24 protein-coding genes are annotated in these 20,439 nt (G+C 73.9%); 16 read left to right on the forward strand and 8 right to left on the reverse strand.

Annotated elements, in window-relative coordinates; translation table 11 throughout:
- Positions 1-16: 16 nt before the first annotated feature.
- From MUY14_RS17005 to MUY14_RS17015, 3 genes are all read left to right on the forward strand, one after another.
- On the forward strand, positions 17-187 hold the full coding sequence (locus tag MUY14_RS17005) for a hypothetical protein (protein WP_247023976.1): 171 nt from the start codon (positions 17-19) through the stop codon (positions 185-187).
- Between the two features lie 50 nt (positions 188-237).
- On the forward strand, positions 238-1,404 hold the full coding sequence (locus MUY14_RS17010) for a hypothetical protein (protein WP_247023977.1): 1,167 nt from the start codon (positions 238-240) through the stop codon (positions 1,402-1,404).
- A 548-nt stretch (positions 1,405-1,952) separates the two neighbouring features.
- Positions 1,953-2,456 carry a hypothetical protein gene (locus MUY14_RS17015; RefSeq protein WP_247023978.1) on the forward strand — a complete coding sequence of 168 codons (504 nt, stop codon included), beginning with the start codon at positions 1,953-1,955 and terminating at the stop codon, positions 2,454-2,456.
- Between the two features lie 30 nt (positions 2,457-2,486).
- Here the strand turns inward: MUY14_RS17015 and MUY14_RS46910 are convergent, their stop codons facing one another.
- Positions 2,487-2,615: a hypothetical protein gene (locus tag MUY14_RS46910; protein WP_281506308.1), complete on the reverse strand. Its 129-nt coding sequence runs from the start codon at positions 2,613-2,615 to the stop codon at positions 2,487-2,489.
- Between MUY14_RS46910 and MUY14_RS47310 the strand changes: the two genes are divergently transcribed.
- The 6 genes from MUY14_RS47310 (at position 2,614) to MUY14_RS17035 (ending at position 5,753) form a co-directional block, all read left to right on the forward strand.
- Positions 2,614-2,832: a hypothetical protein gene (locus MUY14_RS47310; protein ID WP_396126854.1), complete on the forward strand. Its 219-nt coding sequence runs from the start codon at positions 2,614-2,616 to the stop codon at positions 2,830-2,832. The genes MUY14_RS46910 and MUY14_RS47310 overlap by 2 nt on opposite strands.
- On the forward strand, positions 2,771-2,917 hold the full coding sequence (locus tag MUY14_RS17020; protein ID WP_247023979.1) for a hypothetical protein: 147 nt from the start codon (positions 2,771-2,773) through the stop codon (positions 2,915-2,917). The genes MUY14_RS47310 and MUY14_RS17020 overlap by 62 nt, the downstream gene beginning before the upstream one ends.
- Before the next feature lie 44 nt (positions 2,918-2,961).
- Entirely contained in the window at positions 2,962-3,057 is a 96-nt protein-coding gene (locus tag MUY14_RS47315; protein WP_396126855.1) for a hypothetical protein, read from the forward strand.
- A gap of 305 nt (positions 3,058-3,362) precedes the next feature.
- Positions 3,363-3,584: a hypothetical protein gene (locus tag MUY14_RS17025; RefSeq protein WP_247023980.1), complete on the forward strand. Its 222-nt coding sequence runs from the start codon at positions 3,363-3,365 to the stop codon at positions 3,582-3,584.
- Positions 3,571-4,854, forward strand: coding sequence for a cupin domain-containing protein (locus MUY14_RS17030; protein ID WP_247023981.1), 1,284 nt, complete (start codon positions 3,571-3,573; stop codon positions 4,852-4,854). The genes MUY14_RS17025 and MUY14_RS17030 overlap by 14 nt, the downstream gene beginning before the upstream one ends.
- The gene (locus tag MUY14_RS17035) at positions 4,851-5,753 is read left to right on the forward strand and encodes a sucrase ferredoxin (RefSeq protein ID WP_247023982.1); all 903 of its coding nucleotides are present in this window, start codon (positions 4,851-4,853) and stop codon (positions 5,751-5,753) included. The genes MUY14_RS17030 and MUY14_RS17035 overlap by 4 nt, the downstream gene beginning before the upstream one ends.
- On the opposite strand, the gene MUY14_RS17040 is transcribed toward MUY14_RS17035, so the two are convergent.
- Positions 5,725-6,462, reverse strand: a complete 738-nt coding sequence (locus tag MUY14_RS17040) for a hypothetical protein (protein ID WP_247023983.1) — start codon at positions 6,460-6,462, stop codon at positions 5,725-5,727. The genes MUY14_RS17035 and MUY14_RS17040 overlap by 29 nt on opposite strands.
- Positions 6,455-9,463, reverse strand: a complete 3,009-nt coding sequence (locus MUY14_RS17045) for a DEAD/DEAH box helicase (RefSeq protein WP_247023984.1) — start codon at positions 9,461-9,463, stop codon at positions 6,455-6,457. The genes MUY14_RS17040 and MUY14_RS17045 overlap by 8 nt, the downstream gene beginning before the upstream one ends.
- Positions 9,464-9,578: 115 nt before the next feature.
- Between MUY14_RS17045 and MUY14_RS17050 the strand changes: the two genes are divergently transcribed.
- The 3 genes from MUY14_RS17050 to MUY14_RS17060 are packed head-to-tail and all read left to right on the forward strand — an operon-like array spanning position 9,579 to position 10,839.
- A complete protein-coding gene (locus MUY14_RS17050; RefSeq protein WP_247023985.1) occupies positions 9,579-9,914 on the forward strand; it encodes a helix-turn-helix transcriptional regulator in 336 nt (111 codons plus the stop codon).
- A complete protein-coding gene (locus tag MUY14_RS17055) occupies positions 9,911-10,387 on the forward strand; it encodes an SRPBCC family protein (RefSeq protein ID WP_247023986.1) in 477 nt (158 codons plus the stop codon). The genes MUY14_RS17050 and MUY14_RS17055 overlap by 4 nt, the downstream gene beginning before the upstream one ends.
- 8 nt (positions 10,388-10,395) lie before the next feature.
- The gene (locus MUY14_RS17060) at positions 10,396-10,839 is read left to right on the forward strand and encodes a VOC family protein (RefSeq protein WP_247023987.1); all 444 of its coding nucleotides are present in this window, start codon (positions 10,396-10,398) and stop codon (positions 10,837-10,839) included.
- A gap of 7 nt (positions 10,840-10,846) precedes the next feature.
- On the opposite strand, the gene MUY14_RS17065 is transcribed toward MUY14_RS17060, so the two are convergent.
- Positions 10,847-11,695, reverse strand: a complete 849-nt coding sequence (locus MUY14_RS17065) for a helix-turn-helix domain-containing protein (RefSeq protein WP_247023988.1) — start codon at positions 11,693-11,695, stop codon at positions 10,847-10,849.
- Positions 11,696-11,828: 133 nt separating this feature from the next.
- On the opposite strand from MUY14_RS17065, the gene MUY14_RS17070 reads away from it, so the two are divergent.
- The gene (locus tag MUY14_RS17070; RefSeq protein ID WP_247023989.1) at positions 11,829-12,326 is read left to right on the forward strand and encodes an SRPBCC family protein; all 498 of its coding nucleotides are present in this window, start codon (positions 11,829-11,831) and stop codon (positions 12,324-12,326) included.
- Positions 12,327-12,606: 280 nt separating this feature from the next.
- Here the strand turns inward: MUY14_RS17070 and MUY14_RS17075 are convergent, their stop codons facing one another.
- The 4 genes from MUY14_RS17075 to MUY14_RS17090 all read right to left on the reverse strand — a co-directional run bounded on the left by MUY14_RS17075 (position 12,607) and on the right by MUY14_RS17090 (position 17,924).
- Positions 12,607-14,025: a carboxylesterase/lipase family protein gene (locus tag MUY14_RS17075; RefSeq protein WP_247023990.1), complete on the reverse strand. Its 1,419-nt coding sequence runs from the start codon at positions 14,023-14,025 to the stop codon at positions 12,607-12,609.
- On the reverse strand, positions 14,022-14,930 hold the full coding sequence (locus MUY14_RS17080; protein WP_247023991.1) for an MBL fold metallo-hydrolase: 909 nt from the start codon (positions 14,928-14,930) through the stop codon (positions 14,022-14,024). Before MUY14_RS17080 ends, MUY14_RS17075 begins: the two co-directional genes overlap by 4 nt.
- A gap of 82 nt (positions 14,931-15,012) precedes the next feature.
- The gene (locus tag MUY14_RS17085; RefSeq protein WP_247023992.1) at positions 15,013-16,191 is read right to left on the reverse strand and encodes an MFS transporter; all 1,179 of its coding nucleotides are present in this window, start codon (positions 16,189-16,191) and stop codon (positions 15,013-15,015) included.
- Positions 16,192-16,454: 263 nt separating this feature from the next.
- A complete protein-coding gene (locus MUY14_RS17090; RefSeq protein WP_247023993.1) occupies positions 16,455-17,924 on the reverse strand; it encodes a helix-turn-helix domain-containing protein in 1,470 nt (489 codons plus the stop codon).
- 84 nt (positions 17,925-18,008) lie between these two features.
- Between MUY14_RS17090 and MUY14_RS17095 the strand changes: the two genes are divergently transcribed.
- From MUY14_RS17095 to MUY14_RS17105, 3 genes are all read left to right on the forward strand, one after another.
- A complete protein-coding gene (locus tag MUY14_RS17095; protein ID WP_247023994.1) occupies positions 18,009-18,659 on the forward strand; it encodes an MFS transporter in 651 nt (216 codons plus the stop codon).
- A 128-nt stretch (positions 18,660-18,787) separates the two neighbouring features.
- Positions 18,788-19,939, forward strand: coding sequence for a glycoside hydrolase family 71/99-like protein (locus MUY14_RS17100; RefSeq protein WP_247023995.1), 1,152 nt, complete (start codon positions 18,788-18,790; stop codon positions 19,937-19,939).
- Positions 19,867-20,439, forward strand: a complete 573-nt coding sequence (locus MUY14_RS17105; RefSeq protein WP_247023996.1) for a discoidin domain-containing protein — start codon at positions 19,867-19,869, stop codon at positions 20,437-20,439. Before MUY14_RS17100 ends, MUY14_RS17105 begins: the two co-directional genes overlap by 73 nt.

Here is a 20,439-nt window from a genome sequence, read left to right on the forward strand (position 1 = left end):
GCTAGGGTCGCCTGTTGTGGATAACTTCAAGATCGGCGAGACGGTCCGCATCACCGGCCGCACCATGACCGGCAGTGTCGGCACCGTTGTTCACCTGGATGAAAAGCGCGGGAAGTACCTCGTGCGGGTCAGCGACGTCCTTCAAAACTACTTCACGGCGGAAGAGCTGGAAGTGTTCTCGAGCTAGCGGGCCGGGGCACCGGGGCGACGGGCGGGGCCACCGGGGATCATCTGTCCATGCCGACGTCATCGCCCCAGGCACGGGTCCAGCGGACCGAACGCTGGTTCCTCCGGCGCGGAACCCCGACGATGATCGCCGGGTACGGCTTCACCGAGCACGTGCTGCCCCGGATGCTGCCCGCGCTCGTCTTCGTCACCCTCGCGAGCCTCGCCTGGCTCGTCCCGCTCAAGACCGCGGGCTCCGGCCGGTGGGTTCTGCTCGGTGTCGTCGTCGCGGTGACCGTCGCGGCCTGGGTGACGATCTCCCTGTTCGTCCGGCGCCTCCCCCGCTTCTCCCGCGCCACGACCATCGCCATCCTGATCGGCTACGCCGCGATGCCGATCGCCGTCCCGCTGCTGCAGCTCGCCTTCGACGGCGCCATCACCCTCCCCGGCGCCCGCGCGCTCGGCGTGCTCGCGTTCCTCGTGTTCTTCGCCGCCGTCTTCGCGGCCACCTACGTCGCCACCACCTACGGCTTCGGCACCCTCCTGCGCCAGGGCATCAAGCAGGCGGTCACCGACCTCCGCAACAGCGTCCAGGTCCTCGGCCGGGCCCTGCCGGTGCTGCTGTTCGTCACCCTGTTCCTCTTCTTCACCGGCGAGCTCTGGCAGCTGATGAACCAGCTCGCCTGGTGGCGCCTCGCCCTGGTCGTCGCCCTCTTCGGCGCGGTCACCGTCCTCGCCGCGGCCGCCCGTCTCCGCGAGGAAATCGGCCGCGTCGAACAGGACTTCAGCCCGCCCATGCTCACCGCCGCCTGCGCCGGGACCCCGCTCGCCGCCGTCACCCTCGACGCCCCCGTCCGCGCGGTCAGCCTCAACGGGCGCCAGAAGCGCAACCTGCTGCTGATGCTCGCCACCCGCCAGCTCGTCCAGGCCGCGGTCATCGGCCTCGCCCTGTTCGCCTTCTTCGTGCTCCTCGGCGTGATCATCGTGACCCCCGCCGCGGCCGAGCAGTGGATCGGCACCACACCGGCGATCTCACCGCTGCTGCCCGGCGTCCCGGTCGCCCTGCTGCGCAACGCGACCCTGCTCGCCGGGTTCGGCAGCATGTACTTCGCCGTCACGTCGATGAGCGACACCGAGCACCGCAAGCAGTTCTTCGCCCCGATCATCGACGAAATCGAGCGCACCCTCGCCGTGCGCGCCGTCTACCTCACCCTGCACACGGACACGGTCAAGGCGTGACCGCACCGGGCCTCAAGCCCTTGTCCGGGTCAGAAGGGCCCGGCGGGAGCGGGTGCCGGGCGGGCGGCTGTCCGAAGGCATGGCGCTGGCGGTGACTCCCGGGGTGTACTTCCGCGCGGGAGACGGCCCGGTGCATCGGAGCTGCGCAGGCTCGGCAATCGCGTCGATCGTCGCGGTCGCCGGTGGGGCTGCAACGGAAACATCGACCAGTACTGGCTGGAAGTCGACTACTCCGGGGCCGAGATCTACTCCGAATTCCGGAGCGCCGAAGATCCCCGCTTCTGTCTCGCGGTCCCCCACGACACCACGCAACGCGGTGTTCAGCTGATCATCTGGCCGTGCGGCGGTCAGCTGGGGCAGTTCTGGGACCCGGTGCCGTCCAGCTGGGTTCCGGCGTGCGGTGGTTGCTGCACAACTTCGGCACCGACGAGTACGCGGCCGTCTCGGGCGGGCTGCCCGGCTGGACGACCGGAGCACCCATGGTTGGGGGCAGCGGGTACGGGGTACCAGCGCAGTCCGCTCACCGACCAGCACTACCGAGGACGAGCATGCCTGAGCCGATCACGCCCGAGCCCCTGCCGGCCGAGCTGCGGGCGCTGGCCGCCGACGCGGAAGCGCTCGCGGCCCGGACCGCGGAAGTGGCCGCCCGGCTGGAGACCGCGCCCGACGGCAGCCTGCAACGGCTCGCCCGGCCCATCGCGAAGGCGACCCACGACCTGAGCGACTACACCGACGAAGTCGTCCGGACGGCCGAAAACCTGGCCCGGGTCCGGGTGTCGCGCGACCCCGGCCTGTGTGACGTCCCGTGGGGCGTCTGCCCGGCCCACGGCGTCACGCTGCGCGCGAGCGGGGACCGCGCCTGGTGCACCCACCCCGGCTGCGCCGGCGAATGGGACTACGACCGGCTCCGCACCCCCTGCACGGAGCCGGCCACCGCGGTCGTCACCGACGAAGACGGCGTCACCGGCCGGCTGTGCGCGGCGCACGCCCGGGACGCCGGCGACCGGCTGGCCGGCTGCACCGTCTCCGACCTGGACCACCCGGGCGCATGACGCTCGGCGTGCGGCCGGTTTTCCCGGCGCCTAGGTCGAGATCGTCTTCGCCGCGGCGGCCGACGTCGCCCGCCCCTTCGATCGGAGGTGCGCCATGTCCGCCGTCCCGCCGCACGTCCTGGTGGTCTTCGGGGCCACCGGGGACCTGGCCCGGCGCATGCTGTTCCCCGGCCTCGGCCGGCTGCACCGGGAAGGCCTGCTGCCCGACGGCTTCCGCGTGCTCGGGTCCGGGCGGCACTCCCCCCGGCAGCGACGACGAGTTCCGCGAGAGCCTCGGCGACGCCATCAGCGGGTTCGAAGACCGCGTTTCGTTCGTGGTCTCCGACAGCGACGACGGCGCCGAGCTCGCGGCCGCCGTCCGGGAAGCCCGCGATGAGCTCGGCGACGGCAGCCGGACGCTGCTCTACCTCTCGGTCCCGCCCGCCGCGGCGACACCGGCCTGGCCGAGGACGCGCGGCTGATCCTGGAGAAGCCGTTCGGCCACGACCTCGCGTCGGCGGAGGAGCTGAACGAGACCGTGCGCGGGGTGTTCCCCGAGGACCGCGTGTTCCGGATCGACCACTTCCTGGGCGAGACGGCCGTGAGCTGTTCCAGCGTGTAGGTCAGCTCGGTGCTGATCCCCGCGATCTTCGAGGTGTTGTGCCACGAGGAACCCACCCCGACCGGGCCGGTGTCCTCGCGGGTGCAGCGTCCCGTACCTGGCCGAAGTCGGCCAGGTACGGGACGACGACGTCCGGAGCGGGGTCGACGGTGAAGGTGCGCGAAACGGAAGTCATCCCCCGCGGGTCCGCGGCTCACGCCCGCGGCACCCGCGACGTCCACATCGGACGTCGCGTGCATGATCGGCGGCCCGCCGGGGTAACCGGTCACCCCGGCGTCCGGCCGGGACGAGCGAGAGGAACCGACGTGAGCTTGAACGACGACGACATCTCCACGACTTCCGGTGGCGGGCCGGAGGGCCCGGCCGACTCCGGTGCCGGTGAAGGCACCCCTGGCCAGCACGACGGCGGGGCCGACGGCGGCGCGGACAGCGGCGCCGAGGGCCCGGCCGACTCCGGCGCCGGCGAAGGCACGCCCGGCCAGCACGACGGCGGAGCCGACGGCGGCGCGGACAGTGGCGCACGCTGATCTCGGCGAGCCCGTCGCCGGCACCGGGGACCCCGCGTTCTCGGTGCCGGCGGGTGCTCGCCCCACGCTGCGGCGGCTGATCGGGCCGGACGTCGAGGGCTTCGCGGCGCGGCACTGGGGCCGCGAGCCGCTCGTGCGGGCCGGCGCCGGGGCGACCGGTTTCCCCGACCTGCTCGACCTCGACGGCGTCGACGAACTGCTCTCGCGCCGCGGCCTGCGCACGCCGTTCCTGCGCCTCGCCCGCGACGGCGCGGTGCTCGACTCCGGGTCGTTCACCGGCGGTGGCGGCGTCGGCGCGGAGATCGGTGACCAGGTCCGCGACGACCAGGTCGCCGCCCTCTTCGGCGACGGCAGCACGATCGTGCTGCAGGGCCTGCACCGCACCTGGCCGGCCATCGCGGACCTCGCGATCTCCCTGACCGGCGAACTCGGCCACCCGGTCCAGGCCAACGCCTACATCACTCCCCCGTCCTCGCAGGGCTTTTCCGCGCACTACGACGTGCACGACGTGTTCGTCCTGCAGCTGGCCGGCCGCAAGCACTGGCGGGTGCACGCCCCCGTCCACGAAGCCCCGCTGCGCAGCCAGCCGTGGGCGGAGCGGGCGGAAGCCGTCGCCGCCCGCGCGCGCGACGACGCCCCGGCGATCGACCGGGTGCTCGAGCCCGGCGACGTCCTGTACCTCCCGCGCGGCTGGCTGCACTCGGCCACCGCCCTCGGCGACGTCTCCGCCCACCTGACCATCGGGATCCACGTCGTCACCCGGTACGCCCTGGTCGAGGCGCTCGCCGCCCTCGTCGCCTCCGACGAGCGGCTGCGCACCTCCCTGCCGCTGGGGGTCGACGTCGCCGAGCCCGCCGATCTCACCGCCGACCTCGACGCGGTCCGGACGGCGCTGGCCGAGGCGCTGACCCGCGTCACGCCCGACGACGTCGCCCGCCACGTCCGCGCCCGCGTGTGGCCGGGCGGGCGGCCGGAGCCCGTCGGCCCGATCGCCGCCGCGCGGTTCGCCCACGAGCTCACCCCCGGCGACACCGTGCGCCGCCGGCACGGCCTGCGCCACCGCGTGCAGGACACCGAGGACGGGCGGGTCGCGCTGGAGCTGGCCGACCGCCGGATCACGCTCCCGGCGTCCACCGCCGCCGCCCTGCGCGCGGTCCTCGACGGGCAGCCCCGGCGCGTCGGCTCGCTCCCGGAGCTGTCCGAAGCGGACCAGCTCGTGCTCGTCCGGCGGCTGCTGCGGGAAGGCGTGCTCGTAGCCTGCACGCCATGACCCGCGCCCCGCTCACCGGACCGCCGCGCTGCGCGGACCTCGCCGACGCCGACGGCGACGCCCGCGAAGGCACGGCGCCCCCGGCGGACCGGTGGCTGCTGATCGAGCACGCGGGCCCGTGGGAACGCAACGCCCTCGCCGTGTTCGACGCGGACGTGCTCGCGGCGCTCACCCGCTGGGCGGGCAGGACCCGCGGCCGGATCGTGCTGATCCGGCGGCCGGGACGCCGCACCCCGCGTGGGGACGCCCCGCGCCGGTGGTTCCGCGTCGACGCCCGCCCCGGCCACGAGGAGATCCGGACCGGCGAATACCGCGGTGACGCCGAGCTCGCCGCCGTGGGAGACCTGGCCGGGCACCGGTCCGACCGGCCGCTGACGCTGGTCTGCGCGCACGGCAAGCACGACACCTGCTGCGCGATCCGCGGCCGCCCGCTCGCGGCGGCGCTAGCCGCGGCCGATCCCGAAGGCACCTGGGAGTGCAGCCACATCGGCGGGTGCCGGTTCGCCCCGGCCGTCGTGCTGCTGCCCCACGGGTTCACGTTCGGGGGCGTCGGACCGGCCGAAGCGGTTTCCCTCGTGCGCGGCTACGCGCGGGGAACGCTCGCCCCGGACACCCTGCGCGGGCGGTCGTCGGTGCCCCCGGTCGTCCAAGCGGCCCAGCACCACGCACGCGCCGCCACCGGCGCGACGGGCGTGGACGACCTGAACCCGGTGGCGTATGCCAGTGAGGACGACGGCGTCTGGCGCGTGACGCTGACCCGGCCCGAGTGCACGGTCCTGCTCCGCGAACGGCACGTGACCGTCGACCGGCCGTTGACCTGCGCCGCCCGGCCGCCGGGGCACATCCGCGTTTTCGACCCGGTGGAAGTGCTCACAGCGGAGGGCCGGGCTCTCCGGTGAGGGCCCGGTACACCGGCCGGAGCAGCTCGGCCACGTCTCGGCCGCCCGCGGTGATCGTGAAGGGCGGGGCCTGGTTCAGCAGCGCGTCGGACGACGTTTGCGAGCCCTGCAACGGAGTCGTGCCGGCCAGGCCCGGGGCCTGACCGCTGTCGAAGAAAGTGTCCATCACTTCGGTCAGCGGCGGAGAACCGTCGTCGGGGTCGAGCGGCTCGGCGGAGATGAGCCGGTTCTTCAGCTCCTCCACCAGGATCTCGCGATTCCGGCCACGCAAAGCCAGCACGGTGAACGGGTCCTCGGCGACCCGTGCCACCAGCGCCGAGAACACGGCGTTCAGGTGGCCGCACGGCACTTCGGCGGCCGGGCACGTGCAGTCCAGGGACACCTCCCGCGCCGAGGACGGGAACAGCGGCAGCCGGAGCGCCTTGCAGATCTGCTCGACGTCGCGGGGCAGCTCGCCGCTGAGGAGCTGGACCGTGGTCGACGCCTTCGCCGCCAGGGCGTGCGTGATCGCCGCCCAGTCCGATTTTCCGAACGCCGTCAGGCTGATCCGCACCTGGTGAGCACCGCTGTCTTCGACCTCGGCGTCGACTCGCCCGGCGCCGACCGACAAGGACACGACGTGGCCCTGGCCGGGTGCGGGCATCAGGACGCCGATCGCTGTCAGCGCCCGGATGAAGCGGGTCGGCCACCACGGGAGCGGGTCAGTCATCGATCGCCTCCTCCCCCAGCGTGAGCACGCCGCGCAGCGCGTCCGTGGACAGCTCGGTGAGCCAGCTTTCGCCTTCGCCCACCACCATTCCCGCGAGCGCGCGCTTCCTCGCGATCAGGGTGTCGATGCGGTCCTCGATGGTGCCCGGGCAGACGAACTTCCGGACCTGGACGTTGCGTCCCTGCCCGATCCGGAACGCCCGGTCGGTGGCCTGGTTTTCCACCGCCGGGTTCCACCAGCGGTCCAGGTGCAGGACCTGGCTCGCGGCGGTCAGCGTGAGCCCCGAACCACCCGCTTTGAGCGACAGCAGCAGAATCCGCGGGCCGTCGTCGGACTGGAAGCGGTCGACGATCGCGTCTCGCGCCCCCTTGGCCAGGCCACCGTGCAGGAACCCGACTTCGGTGCCGAGCCGGGCCGACAGGTGGGGCACGAGCAGGTGGCCGAATTCGGTGTACTGCGTGAAGCACAGCGCCCGGTCGCCCGACGCCAGGATTTCGGCCAGGATCTCTTCGAGGCGGCTGACCTTGCCGGAGCGGTGGCCGATCGGGGAACCGTCGTGCAGCAGGTGCGCGGGGTGGTTGCAGACCTGCTTGAGCTTCGTGATCGCGGCGAGGATGTTGCCGCGGCGCTTGATGCCCTGGCTGTTCGCGATCTTCGTCATCATCTCGTCGACGATCGCGCGGTACAGCGTGCCCTGTTCGCGGGTGAGCCGGTATTCCTGCCGGATTTCGAGCTTTTCCGGGAGCTCGGGGACGATCGCGGGGTCCGTCTTCACCCGGCGCAGCAGGTACGGCTGCGTGAGCCGGCGCAGTTCGGCGGCCACGGCGGTGTCCCCGCCGCGCTCGATCGGGGCCGCGAACCGGCGGCGGAACTCGAACCTGGTGCCGAGCAGCCCGGGGTTGAGCAGGTCCAGCACCGACCACAGGTCCGCCAGCCGGTTCTCGACCGGGGTGCCGGTCAGCGCGAGCCGGTGCTCCGCGGTGAACCGCCGCACCGCCTTGGCCGTCGCGGTGTCGGCGTTCTTGATGGCGTGCGCTTCGTCGAGCACCAGCCGTCGCCAGGCGAACTGCTCGAGCTCGCCGGCGTCACGGGCGGCCGTTGCGTAGGTCGTGACGACGAGGTCGGCCGCGGCGACCCGCCCGGCGAGGTCGTCCCCGTGCGCGCGGGCGCTGCCGTGGTGGGCGAGGACGCGCAGGCCGGGGGCGAAGTTCTCCGCCTCCCGCTGCCACATGCCGACCAGCGACATCGGGCACAGCACCAGCGTCGGCCGGCGCTCGCCGTCCGCCCGCTCGACGGCTTCCAGTGCCAGCGTCTGGACGGTCTTGCCCAGGCCCATGTCGTCGGCCAGGCACGCACCGAGCCCCAGCGCCGCCATGAACGCCAGCCAGGCGACGCCCCGCTGCTGGTAGGGGCGCAGGCTGGCGCGGAACGACGGCGGCAGCCCGACCGGCCGCAGGCGCTGGTCGACCCGCTCGGCCAGGACGTCCCCGACCCAGCCGTCGGCGCTGACGCCGGTGACCGGGAGCGGCGTCTCGGTCCCGAGGTGGACGAGTTCGAGCAGCTCGGCCGCGGTGGGGCGCGCGGTGCGGCGGTGCGGGTCGCGGCGCAGGAACTCGAGCCCGGCGCGGAGCCGGTCGGCGTCGACGCTGATCCACCGGCCCCGCAGCCGCACCAGTTGCGTCTTCGCCGCGACCAGCCGGGCCAGCTCTTCCTCGCCGATTTCGTCGTCGCCCACCGCGATCGTCCAGCGGAACGCGGCCAGCTCGTCGCGGCCCACCCGGCTGCGCGTGACGACCTGCTCGGACGGCGTGCTGCGGACCGACAGCCGCAGCCCGAGCCGGCGCCGTCCGCCCCAGGTGGCCGGGAGCTGCACTTCGAAGCCGGCCTCGATCAGCCGGTTCGCGCCCGAGGTGAGGAACCGCTCGGCTTCCTCGACGGTCAGGTCGTATTCGGCCGGGCGGGTCCGGCGCAGGGCAGGCGCCAGCATCGGTTCCACCAGCGCGGCCCGGCCCAGTTCGGCGGTGAACAGCCCCTTCGGGTCCCGGACCAGCCCGTGCGCCTCACCCGACCAGATCTGCCCCGCCGACAGCAGCAGGCTCGGATCGGCCGTCGCCCGCAGGAGGAACTGCAGCTGCCACTTGGTGCTGTCGCCGGTCTGGTCGTCGGGATCGTCCTCGGCCGGCCGCCGCAGGGTGCCGACTTCGGCCAGCCGGAAGCACGCGCGGCCGTCGACGACGTCGGTGTCGGCGACTTGGTCCCACTTCGCGACGGCGTCGGCCAGGACCCCCAGTTCGCCCAGCGGCAGCTCGACGCGGGCGGCGCCGCCTTGCAGAGCGGCCAGCCACACCCCGGCCGCGTCCCGGCCCCCGCGCAGGTCGACGGGCGGCTCCGCCCGCGCGAGCCGGTCCCGGACCGCCGAGTCGACCAGGGTGTGGAGGGCGTCGGTGACGAGCGCGCGGGGCGAGGCCCCGGTGAGCGGCGCGATCTCCTCGGCACGCCCGACCGGCGGCATGGCCGCGACGAGCGCGTCGAACGCGACGGAGTCCACGCCCTGGAGCACCGGGCGCCACCGGGCCTCCGCCGCGTCGCCCTGGCGGACCAGCGTCGGCAGCACGCGCCCGCGCCCCACCAGGTCCGCGGCCAGGCGAGCGACCGCCCGCAGGTAGGTGACCGAAGCGCCGTACGAGGCCGCGTCGTCGAGGTCGTCCAGCTCGGCGGGGTCTACGACCAGTGCGGGCACCGACCAGGGCCGCAACGAGGGTGCCCGCCGGGGAACCGCTTCGGAGGAGGCCAGGGGCCGGTTCGCCCGCGACGGCAGCAGCAGCGTCACCGAGGTGGGCTTGCCGGGGTGCAGCGCGGTGAGGTTCGCGCTGGAGACCGCGAACGGGTGGGCCAGGGCGATCCGCGCCGACCGGCTCGACGTGCCGGCGGGGACCCGGTCCCGTTCCGCCCAGAGCAGCAGGCCGCGGCCCGGCGACCACAGGGCGTGCACCGAGGGCAAGGTCGGGGGCTCCTTCGTCCGGTCCGGGTTCCCCACAGATCCTCGCACGGCGGGCTTGACAACCCTCCCACCAGCCTATAAAAACCATCTGGTTACAAAACCGAAAGGTTATGGAATGACCTCCAGCGACACGCTCGACCGGACGTTCGCGGCCCTCGCGGACCCGACCCGGCGGGCCATCCTCGCCCGGCTCGCGGCCGGGGACGCCACCGTCACCGAGCTGGCCGTGCCCTTCGCGATGTCGCAGCCCGCCGTGTCGAAACACCTGCGGGTGCTCGAGCGGGCCGGGCTGGTCACGCGGGGCCGCGACGCGCAGCGCCGGCCGTGCCACCTGCTGGCCGCCCCCCTCAAGACGGCCACGGACTGGCTCGCCGCCTACCGGGACCACTGGGAAGCGAGCTACCGGCAGCTCGACGACCTGCTGACCGACCTGCAGCAGCGGGAACCGTGACGTCCCCCGGCTTGGCGGTCGCCCGGTCCGGTGCCACCGGCCTCGTCCTGACCCGGACCTTCGCCGCTCCCCCGGCCCTGGTCTTCGCCGCCCTCACCCAGCCCGACCTGCTGCGCCGCTGGCACGGCGCCCACGGCTGGCGGCTGACCGAGTGCGAAGTGGACCTGCGGGCCGGCGGAGCGTGGCGGTTCGTCTCCCTCGGCCCGGACGGCGCGGAGATGGCGATGTCCGGCGTGTTCCGCGAAGTCGTGCCGCCCGTGCGCATCGTGCAGACCGAAGTCCACCGCGGCTGGACCGACGGTGCCGCGCTCGTCACCACCGAACTGGCGGAGACCGGCGGCCGCACCGCCATGACCGTCACCGTGGAGTACTCCTCACCGGAAGTCCGCGAGCAGGCCCTGCGCAGCCCGATGCGGCGCGGCGCCGGTGAAGCGTACGACCGCCTCGAAACCCTGCTCGCCCAAGAGAAATGAGAACACCGATGAACGACCCGGTCACCGAAGTCCCCGCCGCGCTCACCCCGGCCGCGTCGAACCCGCCCGTGCCGCCCGGTGCGTTCCTGCTCGAACTCGTCCCGGTACCGGTCCGCGACACCGACCGCGCCATCGCCTTCTACCGCGACCAGCTCGGCTTCACCCTCGACGTCGACGTCCGCCCGGCCGACGGCGTCCGCATCGTCCAGCTCACCCCGCCCGGCTCGGCGTGCTCGATCTCCCTCACCGAAGGCGTGGCGGCCCTCGCCATGGACCCCGGCGCACTGCGCGGGCTGCACCTCGTGGTCGCCGACATCGAGCAGGCCCGTTCCGAGCTTCTCGGGCGGGGGGTCGAGATCGGCCCGGTCGAGGACATGGGCGGCGTTTTCTACGCCTACTTCGCCGACCCGGACGGCAACAGCTGGTGCCTGCAGCACATGCCCTGGCGCTGAGCGAGGCTCAACTGGTCGCCGCCGTCAGCAGGGTCAGGGCGGCCTGGGAGGGCGAGCCCGGCTCGGCGGTGACCACGACGAGGGTCTGTTCGGGTGAGTGGGCGAGCGCGAGGGTCTGCTGGTGTACCGTCAGGTCGCCGACGAGGGGGTGGCGCATCGCGTACTTCGTCGCGGCGCAGGAAACGACCCGGTGGTCGGCCCACATCGAGGCGAAGCCGGCGCTGCCCGTGACCAGCTCGCCGATCAGGGTGCTCAGCAGGCGGTCGCCGGGGTGCCGGCCCGCGGTCAGGCGGAGGTTGCCGACCACCGCGCGGGCCTTCTCCGTCCACTGTGGATAGAGGTCGCGGGTGTGCGCGTCGAGGAAGACCAGGCGGGCCATGTTCGGGCGGTCGGCGGGGCGCCCGGGGGCCGTGAAGTCGAGGTGGCCGGCGAAGAAGGCGTGCCCGAGCCGGTTCCAGGCCAGCACGTCGGTGCGGCGGCCCAGCAGGATCGCCGGCACGTCGCCCAGCCCGGCCAGCAGCTGCGTGGTCACCTCGTCGACGCGCTCGACCGGCGGCCGCTTCGCCGCGCGGCGCCTCGGCGGCCGGGCCAGGACGCGCAGGTGCTCGTGCTCGTCGGTGTCCAGCCGCAGCGCCCGGGCGATCGCGTCGACCACCTCGTCGGACGCGTTCACCGACTGGCCCTGCTCGAGCCGCACGTAGTACGACGCGCTCACCCCGGCGAGGCTCGCGACCTCTTCGCGGCGCAGGCCGGGCACCCGGCGCCGCTCGCCGTAGGTGCGCAGGCCGACGTCCGCCGGGTGCAGCCGCGCCCGGCACGCCTGCAGGTATTCGGCGAGCTGCCCCTGATCGACCATGACCCCGAGTATGCCCGGGGCGGCCGCGGCCCAGCCTGACCCTGCCGGGGGTAGGAAACGGCCGGGCTGGCCGCCGTGGCGGGGCGCGGGACAACCTGGCGCCAAGCTCACCGAGTCCAGGAGGACCCCGCCCATGACCACCGACACCGTTCCCGCCCTCGACCCGGCGACGTTCGCCTTCACCCGGCGGGCCTGGGTCCCCGCCCCGCCGCCGGTCGTCTACGACCTGGTCAGCGACGTCGCCAAGATCGAGCTGTGGAGCCCGACCGCGTCCCGGGTCCGCTACGACGACGGCGCCGGCCCGGTCCCGGGCGCGTGGTTCGGCGGCCACAACCGCCGCGGCGAGCGAGAATGGGACACCCGCTCCCAGGTCCGCGCGGCCGACGCACCGGCCGAGTTCGCGTTCGTCGTGGGCGGCCTCGACGACGGCATCGTCCGCTGGCGCTGGCTCATCGCCGCCGACGGCCCTGGTTCGATCGTGACCCAGGAGTGGCAGCTGCTGCGCCTGGACCCCGTGCTCGGCTCGACCGCGGGCGAGCTGGCCGCACTCCGGGACGACATGGCGGTCAGCGCGGAAACCACCCTGATCGCACTCGGCCGCTGGCTGCACGAGCGCGCCGCGAAACCCTGACCACGACGCTCAGCTCCCGGGGGCGGGGCGCCCGGGCTGCACCGGGGGCGGGGCACCCAGGCTGCGAGATGACGTGGTGACGAGCGCAAAAGCCACCATGATCGCACTCACCCGCTGGCTGCACGAGCGCGTCACGAAACCCTGACCACGACACTTAGCCCCCGAAGCCGCCACACCCGGCCGGCACCGAGGGCGGAGCACCCGGGCTGCGAGACGACACGGCGGCCAGCGCACAAGCCACCCTGATCGCGCCCATCCGCTGCCCCGACACCCCCCACCCTCAGCCCCCGAAAACCTCCACCACCGGCCGCTCCGGGGTGCGGGGCGCCCAGCCCGGGTCTCCGCCGGTGGCGAAGCCGACCCATGCGGCGTGCATGCGCGTCGCGAGGGCCGGCGGGGCCGGGTCCGGGCCCAGCAGGCCGGTTTCCCCGTGCAGCCACGGTTCGCCGGCCAGGTCGAACACGAACGGCAGCTCCACCGTGTGCGCCGCGCCGAGCCGCCCGTCCAGCGCCGTCGAGCGGTGGGCGAACGAGTACACGTGGGTCCGGCCGGTGCGTGCCGCGATCAGCCGGGCCGAACCCGCGCCGAACAGCGCGTCGCCGAGCAGTGCCGAGCGCAGCTCGCCCGGGCTCGCGTCCGGCCGGGACGCCCGGAGCGCGGCGACCGCCGCTCCGGGATCGGCCCGGGTCGCCGCCGCGACGGCGAGTACGTCGGCGTCCGTGGAGTTCTCGAACTTCCCTTGCGGCACCAGGTAAAGGTTCCCTTCCTCGGTGGTGGTGCCGATGAGCAGATCGACGTCCCCGCCGAGCGGCGCGTCAGCCGGTTGCACCGGCAGCACCAGGCTGAACGGGCTCAGCCCGGCGAGCGGGTCGGTCGCGGTGGCGGTCCGGAGGTCCACACCGGACAGTGCGGGCATCGACGCCACCAAGCGGGCGTCCGGGATTTCCGCGAACGCCGCCGCCGTCGGCTCGGTTCCGAGCGCGGCCGCCGCGGCCGACGTGACTCGCCGCGCCTGCTCCGGGGTGAACGCGCCCGTCCCGCTGCCGCTCTGCATGATCGCCCGCCGGAACAGCCCCTTCGCGGCCGGTGCCGCCAGCAGTCCCGCGGTGAGCGTCGCCCCCGCGGACTGCCCGAACACCGTGACGTTGCCGGGATCGCCCCCGAACGACCCGATGGCGTCGCGCACCCACCGCAGCGCGGCGAGGACGTCCAGCAGGCCGCGGTTGTCCGGGGCGCCGTCCAGGACGAGGAAGCCGGGGATCCCGAGACGGTAGTTGACCGTCACCAGGACGACGCCGTCCCGCGCGAACGCCCGGCCGTCGTAGAGCGCCGCCGCCGTGGAGCCGGTGACGAACCCGCCGCCGTGCACGAAGACCATCACCGGCCGCTTGCCGTCGTCGGCGGCCGGGGTGCGGACGTCCACGGTGAGGTACTCGTCGCCGCGCACCCAGCCGGGGCCGAAGTACGGGCTCAGGTCGAGGCGGCCGAAGTCCCGCACCGGCTGGGGCGCGGTCGGCGACGGCCGCGTGCCGTCCCGGACGCCGGACCAGCCCGGGTGCGGCACGGGTTCGGCGAAGCGGAGCCCGCCGGCGGGAGCGGCCGCGTACGGAATGGCCCGGTAGCGCTCGCCGAACCGGTCACGGGTCCCCCGCACCGCGCCCGCAGGCGGGTGCGCGATCGGGTGCCGGGTGCCGCTCACGCGAAGCCGGCCCAGTCCGTGATGGCGAACCGGGAGCCGTCCCGGCGGACCTGCACGCCGCCGGGCCCGGGCAGGTGCGCCGGGAACACGAGCGCGCCGGTCTCGGCCGCCGAGCCGAGCAGCTGGTGCCGAGTGGCGCGCGCCTGGACCTCGTCCTCGCAGAAGCACGAGTTGACGTCGGGCGCCACGATCTGCTGCGGGGTGTGCACCAGATCGCCGACGAACAACGCCCGGTCGCTCCCGGATTCCAGGCACAGCACCGACGATCCCGGCGTGTGGCCGGGCGCCAGCTCGAGCCGGAGGTTGCCGTCGATCCGGTACGAGCCGTCCCACAAATCCACGAGCCCGGCCTCGTGCACCGGCGCGACGCTGTCCTCGAAGACGTTCTGGTTCCCCCGCCCGAACACGGACTCGTTCCCGTTGAGCGGGTTCCAGAACTCGAAGTCGCGCCGGGGCAGGAGGTAGCGGGCGCGGGGGAACGTCGGCACCCAGGCACGGTCCTCGAGCCGGGTGTTCCAGCCGACGTGGTCGGTGTGCAGGTGGGTGTTGACCACGAGGTCGACGTCCTCCGGGCGCACCCCGGCGGCCGCGAGCGTGTCGAGGAAGGGGGTGTCGCGGTGTCCCCAGAACGCGGCGTAGGGCCGCTCCTTGTGGTTGCCGACGCCGGTGTCGACGAGGATGGTGCGGCCTTCGCTGCGCAGCAGCCACGTCTGGACCGCCGCGACGACCTGGCCGGTCCCGGGGTCCCAGAAACCGGGGGCCAGCCAGGACCGGTTCTCGTCCCAGTCCGTTTCGTTGCTGTGCGGGAAGAACTCCGCCGGCGTCAGGCCGACCGGGCCGGAGAACTCGACGACGCGGGTGACGGTGACGTCCCCCAGCGTGATCTCTTCGGGAATCGCGTTCATGACCCCAGGCTGGCGCCCGGCCGCACCGGCGAACCAGCCCCGGCGGTGCCTACCCTTCGCCGGGGGTGGCCGGGCTCCGGCGTCACGACCGTCTCGGGATCCACCGCCACAACGCCGCGGCCGCCGCGAAGCCGACCAGGCCGCTGGTCGCGATACCCGCGCCGAGGCCGGCCAGTGCGGTGGCCGCCGACAGGACCAGGGGGCCGACGCCGGTGCCGATGTCGGCCAGTTCGTTCCAGATGCCCAGGTGCGTCGGGCGGCCCACCGGCGGGGAGACGTCGGCGCCGAGGGTCATCACGATGCCCGAGCCGATCCCGTTGCCGAAGCCCATCACCATCGCCGCCACCGTCAGCAGGGCCGCGCCGTCGGTCAGGGGCACCAGGAGGAAGGACGTGCCGAGCACGAGGGTCGCCGGCACCGCCACCCAGCGGCGGCCGCGGCGGTCCATCACCTTGCCCGCCGGGTAGAACGTCAGCGCGTCGACCGCGCCGGCGATACCGTAGATGATCGAACCGGTCGTCGGCGACAGGCCGATGTGGGCCGCCCACAGCGGGACGACCGTCTGGCGGGTCTGGCGGATCGCCGACAGCAGCAGGATTCCCGTGCCCAGGGTCGCGTACACCCGCCACCGCTGTTTCAGCATCCCGCGCGTGGTGACCTCGGCCGCCTGGTCGCGGCCGGTGACCGGCAGGTCGGGCACCCGCAGCACCAGCGCGGCCGCCGCGGCGATCGCGGCCAGGCTCACGTAGTACGCGCCCGGCAGGCCGGCGAACCGCATCGCCGCGGCCCCGGCGAACGGCCCGAGGAACACGCCGATCCGCATGCTCCCGCCCAGCGTCGACAACGCCCTGGCCCGCAGGTGCGGCGGCACCACCTCGGTCAGGTACGACTGCCGGGCCAGGCCGTAGACCGCGGCGGCCGCCCCGATCAGCACGACGCCGGCGCCGTAGAGCAGCAGCGACCACGGCCCGCGGCCCAGGTCGATTAGGCAGATCAGGACCCCGGCGACCAGCACGGCCGCGGCCAGGAGCATCGACCGGCGCTCACCGACCCGCGTCGCCAGCACCCCGGCGGGGATGTTCGCGACCAGCGACCCGACGCCGAGCATCGCGGCGATCAACGCGGCCGTCGGGGTGCTGGCACCGCGCTCGATGGCGCTCAGCGCGATGACCGGCAGCAACGCGCCTTCGGACAGCCCGAACAGGGCCGCGGGCCCGTACGCCGCCGCGGCGACCGAGCGCAGGCGGAAGTTCTCGACCATGTCCGGTCATCATGCGCGACCGGCGACCGCCGCGGGATCCGGAGTGATCATCGTCGCGCCCGGTTTCGTCCTCAATGGACAGATCCGGCCGGTTCCCGCCGAGCGGTGCCGATCGACGCGCAGGCGTTCCGGTTCCGCATGGTCTCCCCCGTCGGTCGTCCGGTCAGGCTGCTCCGAAAGTAGTCAGCCTCCACCCGCCGGGGCGAGGCACGGACTGCACAGTGAACGGTCTCAACGGTTTCGCGGTGACCAGTGACTACCGCTCACAGTGAGCCGAGGGCGCGCAGCGCCAGCCACAGCTCGTGCTTCGCGCTGGGTGCGTGCAGCAGGGAACGGCCGAGGGCCCGTTCGATCCTCGCCAGCCGCTTGCGCGTGGCCGGTGCCGAAATGCCGAGGGCCGACGCGGTCGCGGGCAGCCGGGCATCGGCGCGCAGCCACGCGCGCAGCGTCTCGAGGCCCGCCGGGGGTCCGGCGTCGAGGGGCAGCAGCCGGGAGCGGGCCCAGACGACGGCGGCCGGGGTCGCCAGCAGGCTGTCGAGCGGGCCGTCCGGCGAGTCCGGCGACGCCCCGGCGTGCAGGCGCAGGGCGAGCCACGCGGCCGACTGGTCGGCGAGCCGGGTGAGGTCCAGGCCGAGCAGATCGCCGAGCAGGCGCAGGCGCGCGGCCAGCGTGTTGCGGTGGATCTTGAGGTGGCGGCCGGCGCCGCCGTCGAAGGTGAGCCAGGAGTTCAACGTGGCCAGCAGTTCCTCGGCGCCGGGGTCGGCCCGCCGCGCCGGGACGTAGGTCAGGCACGGCCGCAGGAACCCCGCCGCCCACGCGGGTCCGCGGCCGTCGAGGAACGGCGTCAGGTCGGTGTGCCGGTCGAACCGGGCGTACCGGCCGGGTACGCCGCGGGCCACCGCCAGCGCGTGGAACGCCTGTTCGTAGCCGAGCGCGGTCTCGCGCAGCGGCACCTCCTGGCTCGCGCCGACCCGCGCTTCCGGGACGCCCTCGGCGATCAGCAGGTCCAGGCGGTGCTCCCGCTCCGGCGGCACGAGTGCGATCAGGTGGTGGGGCCGGACGGGACAGGGCACGATCCACGCCCGTCCCCGCGCGAAGCGTTCGATCTGGTCGCCGATCTGGTGGCGCCGCCCGGCCGGGCATTCGACGACGAACACGCGCGCCACGCCCGGCAGCCGGGGGCCCAGGGTCGCGGCGATCCGCTGCGCGGCGGCCAGGCTGCCGATCATCAGCAGGTGCAGCACGGCTTCGCGGCTCTGCGACATCGCCGACGCCACGCGGTCGCTGGTCCGTTCGGCTTCCGCCACCCGCCAGCACAGGCCGAGGATGCGGGCGGCGTCGGCGAGCACCACGCCGGGCCGGCGCTCCGGCCGGTTCGCGACGACCAGGTACGGCACGCGCGCGGCGGCGTCGCCGGCGCGGACGACGTCGATCGTGTCCGGTTCGCCGTCGAGGACCGCCGACGACGTGCCGCGGCGGTGCAGGCGGGCCACCTCGGTGGCGGCCGCGGCCAAGACCGTCGGCGCGGGAGCGGAGTGCTTCGACGGCGCCGCAAGGGTTTTGCCGTCGACGTCGACCAGGGCCGCCGTTCCGCCCGTGCGCGTCGCCAGCCAGTCGAGGATCGCGCCGACCGCGCCGGGACCGGTGGACAGCCGGTTCAACGCGACGAGGTCGCCGGCCCGGCCGGCGGGGCCGAGAGCCGCGCTCGCCCGGCTCGTTCCGACGTCGACCACCCCCGCACCGGCGCGATCCACTTTAGCGCGTCCGGCTTCGGACATCGCCGCACGCGCGGGACTTCGGCGTTATACGGTCCCCGCATGTACGTGACGCCGCCGCCTGTCACCCGCCCGGTCGCCGAGCCCGCCCGGTGGCAGGTGTGCGGCCCCGCGCTGATCGGGTTGTTCATGCTGACCGCGATCTACCGGTTCGACGGCGGGTCGGAGGTCCAGGTCGCCCTCGGCCTGTCCGACTCGAGCCTGCTCCTGATCGGGCTGGTCGCCTACCTGGCCGGGGCGGCGCTCGCGGCGGTCGCCGGCCTCCTGCTCGGCGCCCGCTTCCCCATCGCCGTCGCCGTTCCCGCGACCTGCTTCCTGCTCCTCGGCGTCCTGTGCGCCGCCTTCGCCAACGGCTCCGGGCTCCTGGCGGCCGGCCGCGCTCTTTCGGGACTCGGCACCGGCGCGGCCGTCGGCGCGACGGTCGCGCTGATCCGGAAGCTGCGCGAACGGCGCGGGGTTCTCGCCGGGGTGACCGGCGCGCTCGCCGTGCTCGCCCTGGTGCTCGGGCCGGTCATCGGCCGGCTGCTCACCGAATCGCTGGGGTTCCGCGTGGTCCAGCTGACCGCCGTCCCGTTCCTGCTCCTGGCGCTCGTCGTCAACGCGGTTCTCGGCATCGTCCGGCTCACCGCCGCCCAGCGCGCGGCCGCGCCCGCCTCGTACGGCACGCCGTGGCAGCCGACCAGCAGTCAGTGAAAGTGTCTTCTTGCACAGTTTGGTGCGAAACTTTCTGAAATCAGTTCCAGTCTTGCCACTTACCGTCCGCGCGCCTACAGTCCGGGCACCGGCAGGCGTACTCGAGCAGCGTGGCGAGAGGAACTGGCATGGCGATCTCGCGCAGGACTTTCCTCGGTTCGGCCGCGGCCGCTTGGGGTGCGCTGTCCCTCGCCGGCGCACCCGGGGCCGCCGCGGCCAGTGCGCCCGGTGACGTCGTCGGCAAGATCACCGTCGGGTACCAGGGCTGGTTCGCCTGCGCCGGCGACGGCGCCCCGATCGGCGCCTGGTGGCACTGGAGCCAGAACTGGGGACAGCCGCCGTCGCCGGGCAACAACGTCATCAAGGCCTGGCCGGACGTGCGCGAGTACACGCGCACGTACCCGACCGCGTACGGCAACCTCGGCAACGGCGCGCCGGCCACGCTCTTCTCGTCCTACGACCAGCAGACCGTCGACACGCACTTCCTCTGGATGCAGCAGAACGGCTGCGACACCGCCGCGTTGCAGCGCTTCAACCCCAACAGCAGCGAAGGCGCGACACGCGATGCGATGGCCGCGAAAGTCCGCGCCGCCGCCGAGGCGCACGGCCGGAAGTTCTACGTCATGTACGACGCCACCGGCTGGGCGAACATGCAGTCGGAGCTGAAAACCGACTGGACCGCCAAGATGTCCGCGCACACGGCGTCACCCGCCTACGCGCGCCAGAACGGGAAGCCGGTCGTCTGCGTCTGGGGTTTCGGCTACGACGACGCCAACCACCCGTGGGACGCGAGCACGTGCCTCGACGTCGTGCGCTGGTTCAAGGCGCAGGGGTGTTACGTCATCGGCGGCGTGCCGCGGGAGTGGCGGACGAGCGACGGCGGGTCGCGGCCCGGCTTCGGCGACGTCTACCGCGCGTTCGACATGCTCTCGCCGTGGATGGTCGGCGCGATCGGCGACGCGGCGGGCTCGGACTGGGCGTACGAGAACCTGACCGTGCCCGACCTGGCCGACTGCGCCGCCCACGGCATGACTACCAGCCGTGCGTGCTGCCCGGCGACGTTTCGGGGCGGCAGCGCGCCCACGGCGACTTCATGTGGCGCCAGTTCTACAACGTGGTGCGCGCCGGCGCGCAAGGCGTCTACATCTCGATGTTCGACGAGTACGGCGAAGGCAACCAGATCGCGAAGACCGCCGAAAACGCGTCGATGTCTCCCGCCGGCCTGCTCGCCCTGGACGAAGACGGGACGGCGTGCTCGTCGGACTACTACCTGCGGCTGACCGCCGACGGCGGCCGCATGCTCAAGGGCAGGCTCCCGCTCAGCGCCGTCCGCCCGACCCGGCCCACGCTCACCACCGGCGGCCCGGGCGACCTCGCCCGCGGCCGCGCCACGAGCGAAAGCAGCCACACCCAGAGCTACGGCCCGGGCAACGCCGTCGACGGGAACCCGGACAGCTACTGGGAAAGCGCGAACAACGCGTTCCCCCAGTGGCTCCAGGCCGACCTCGGCGCGGCGGTGGCGGTCACGCGGATCGTGCTGGCGGTCCCGCCGTCGAGCGCGTGGGGCACGCGGACGCAGACGCTGACCGTGTCCGGCTCCGGCGACGGCACCGCGTTCGAGACGCTCGTCCCCGCGACGGCGTACGTGTTCGACCCGGCGCGGGGCAACAGCGTCACGATCACCGTTCCCGGCGGCGCCCGCCGCTTCCTGCGCGTGACCTGCACCGGCAACACGGGGTGGCCGGCCGCCCAGCTCGCCCGCTTCGAGGCCTACGGCTGA

It is taken from the genome of Amycolatopsis sp. FBCC-B4732, assembly GCF_023008405.1.
Classification (GTDB): domain Bacteria; phylum Actinomycetota; class Actinomycetes; order Mycobacteriales; family Pseudonocardiaceae; genus Amycolatopsis; species Amycolatopsis pretoriensis_A.

Excerpts from the sequence above, each read along its gene's own strand:
- MUY14_RS17010 (WP_247023977.1), top strand. The coding sequence starts at position 238 with ATGCCGACGTCATCGCCCCAGGCACGGGTCCAGCGGACCGAACGCTGG.
- MUY14_RS17015 (WP_247023978.1), top strand. The coding sequence starts at position 1,953 with ATGCCTGAGCCGATCACGCCCGAGCCCCTGCCGGCCGAGCTGCGGGCG.
- MUY14_RS47310 (WP_396126854.1), top strand. The coding sequence starts at position 2,614 with ATGCTGTTCCCCGGCCTCGGCCGGCTGCACCGGGAAGGCCTGCTGCCC.
- MUY14_RS46910 (WP_281506308.1), bottom strand. The coding sequence starts at position 2,615 with ATGCGCCGGGCCAGGTCCCCGGTGGCCCCGAAGACCACCAGGACGTGC.
- MUY14_RS17035 (WP_247023982.1), top strand. The coding sequence starts at position 4,851 with ATGACCCGCGCCCCGCTCACCGGACCGCCGCGCTGCGCGGACCTCGCC.
- MUY14_RS17040 (WP_247023983.1), bottom strand. The coding sequence starts at position 6,462 with ATGACTGACCCGCTCCCGTGGTGGCCGACCCGCTTCATCCGGGCGCTG.
- MUY14_RS17050 (WP_247023985.1), top strand. The coding sequence starts at position 9,579 with ATGACCTCCAGCGACACGCTCGACCGGACGTTCGCGGCCCTCGCGGAC.
- MUY14_RS17060 (WP_247023987.1), top strand. The coding sequence starts at position 10,396 with ATGAACGACCCGGTCACCGAAGTCCCCGCCGCGCTCACCCCGGCCGCG.
- MUY14_RS17065 (WP_247023988.1), bottom strand. The coding sequence starts at position 11,695 with ATGGTCGATCAGGGGCAGCTCGCCGAATACCTGCAGGCGTGCCGGGCG.
- MUY14_RS17070 (WP_247023989.1), top strand. The coding sequence starts at position 11,829 with ATGACCACCGACACCGTTCCCGCCCTCGACCCGGCGACGTTCGCCTTC.
- MUY14_RS17080 (WP_247023991.1), bottom strand. The coding sequence starts at position 14,930 with ATGAACGCGATTCCCGAAGAGATCACGCTGGGGGACGTCACCGTCACC.
- MUY14_RS17085 (WP_247023992.1), bottom strand. The coding sequence starts at position 16,191 with ATGGTCGAGAACTTCCGCCTGCGCTCGGTCGCCGCGGCGGCGTACGGG.
- MUY14_RS17095 (WP_247023994.1), top strand. The coding sequence starts at position 18,009 with ATGTACGTGACGCCGCCGCCTGTCACCCGCCCGGTCGCCGAGCCCGCC.
- MUY14_RS17100 (WP_247023995.1), top strand. The coding sequence starts at position 18,788 with ATGGCGATCTCGCGCAGGACTTTCCTCGGTTCGGCCGCGGCCGCTTGG.
- MUY14_RS17105 (WP_247023996.1), top strand. The coding sequence starts at position 19,867 with ATGTCTCCCGCCGGCCTGCTCGCCCTGGACGAAGACGGGACGGCGTGC.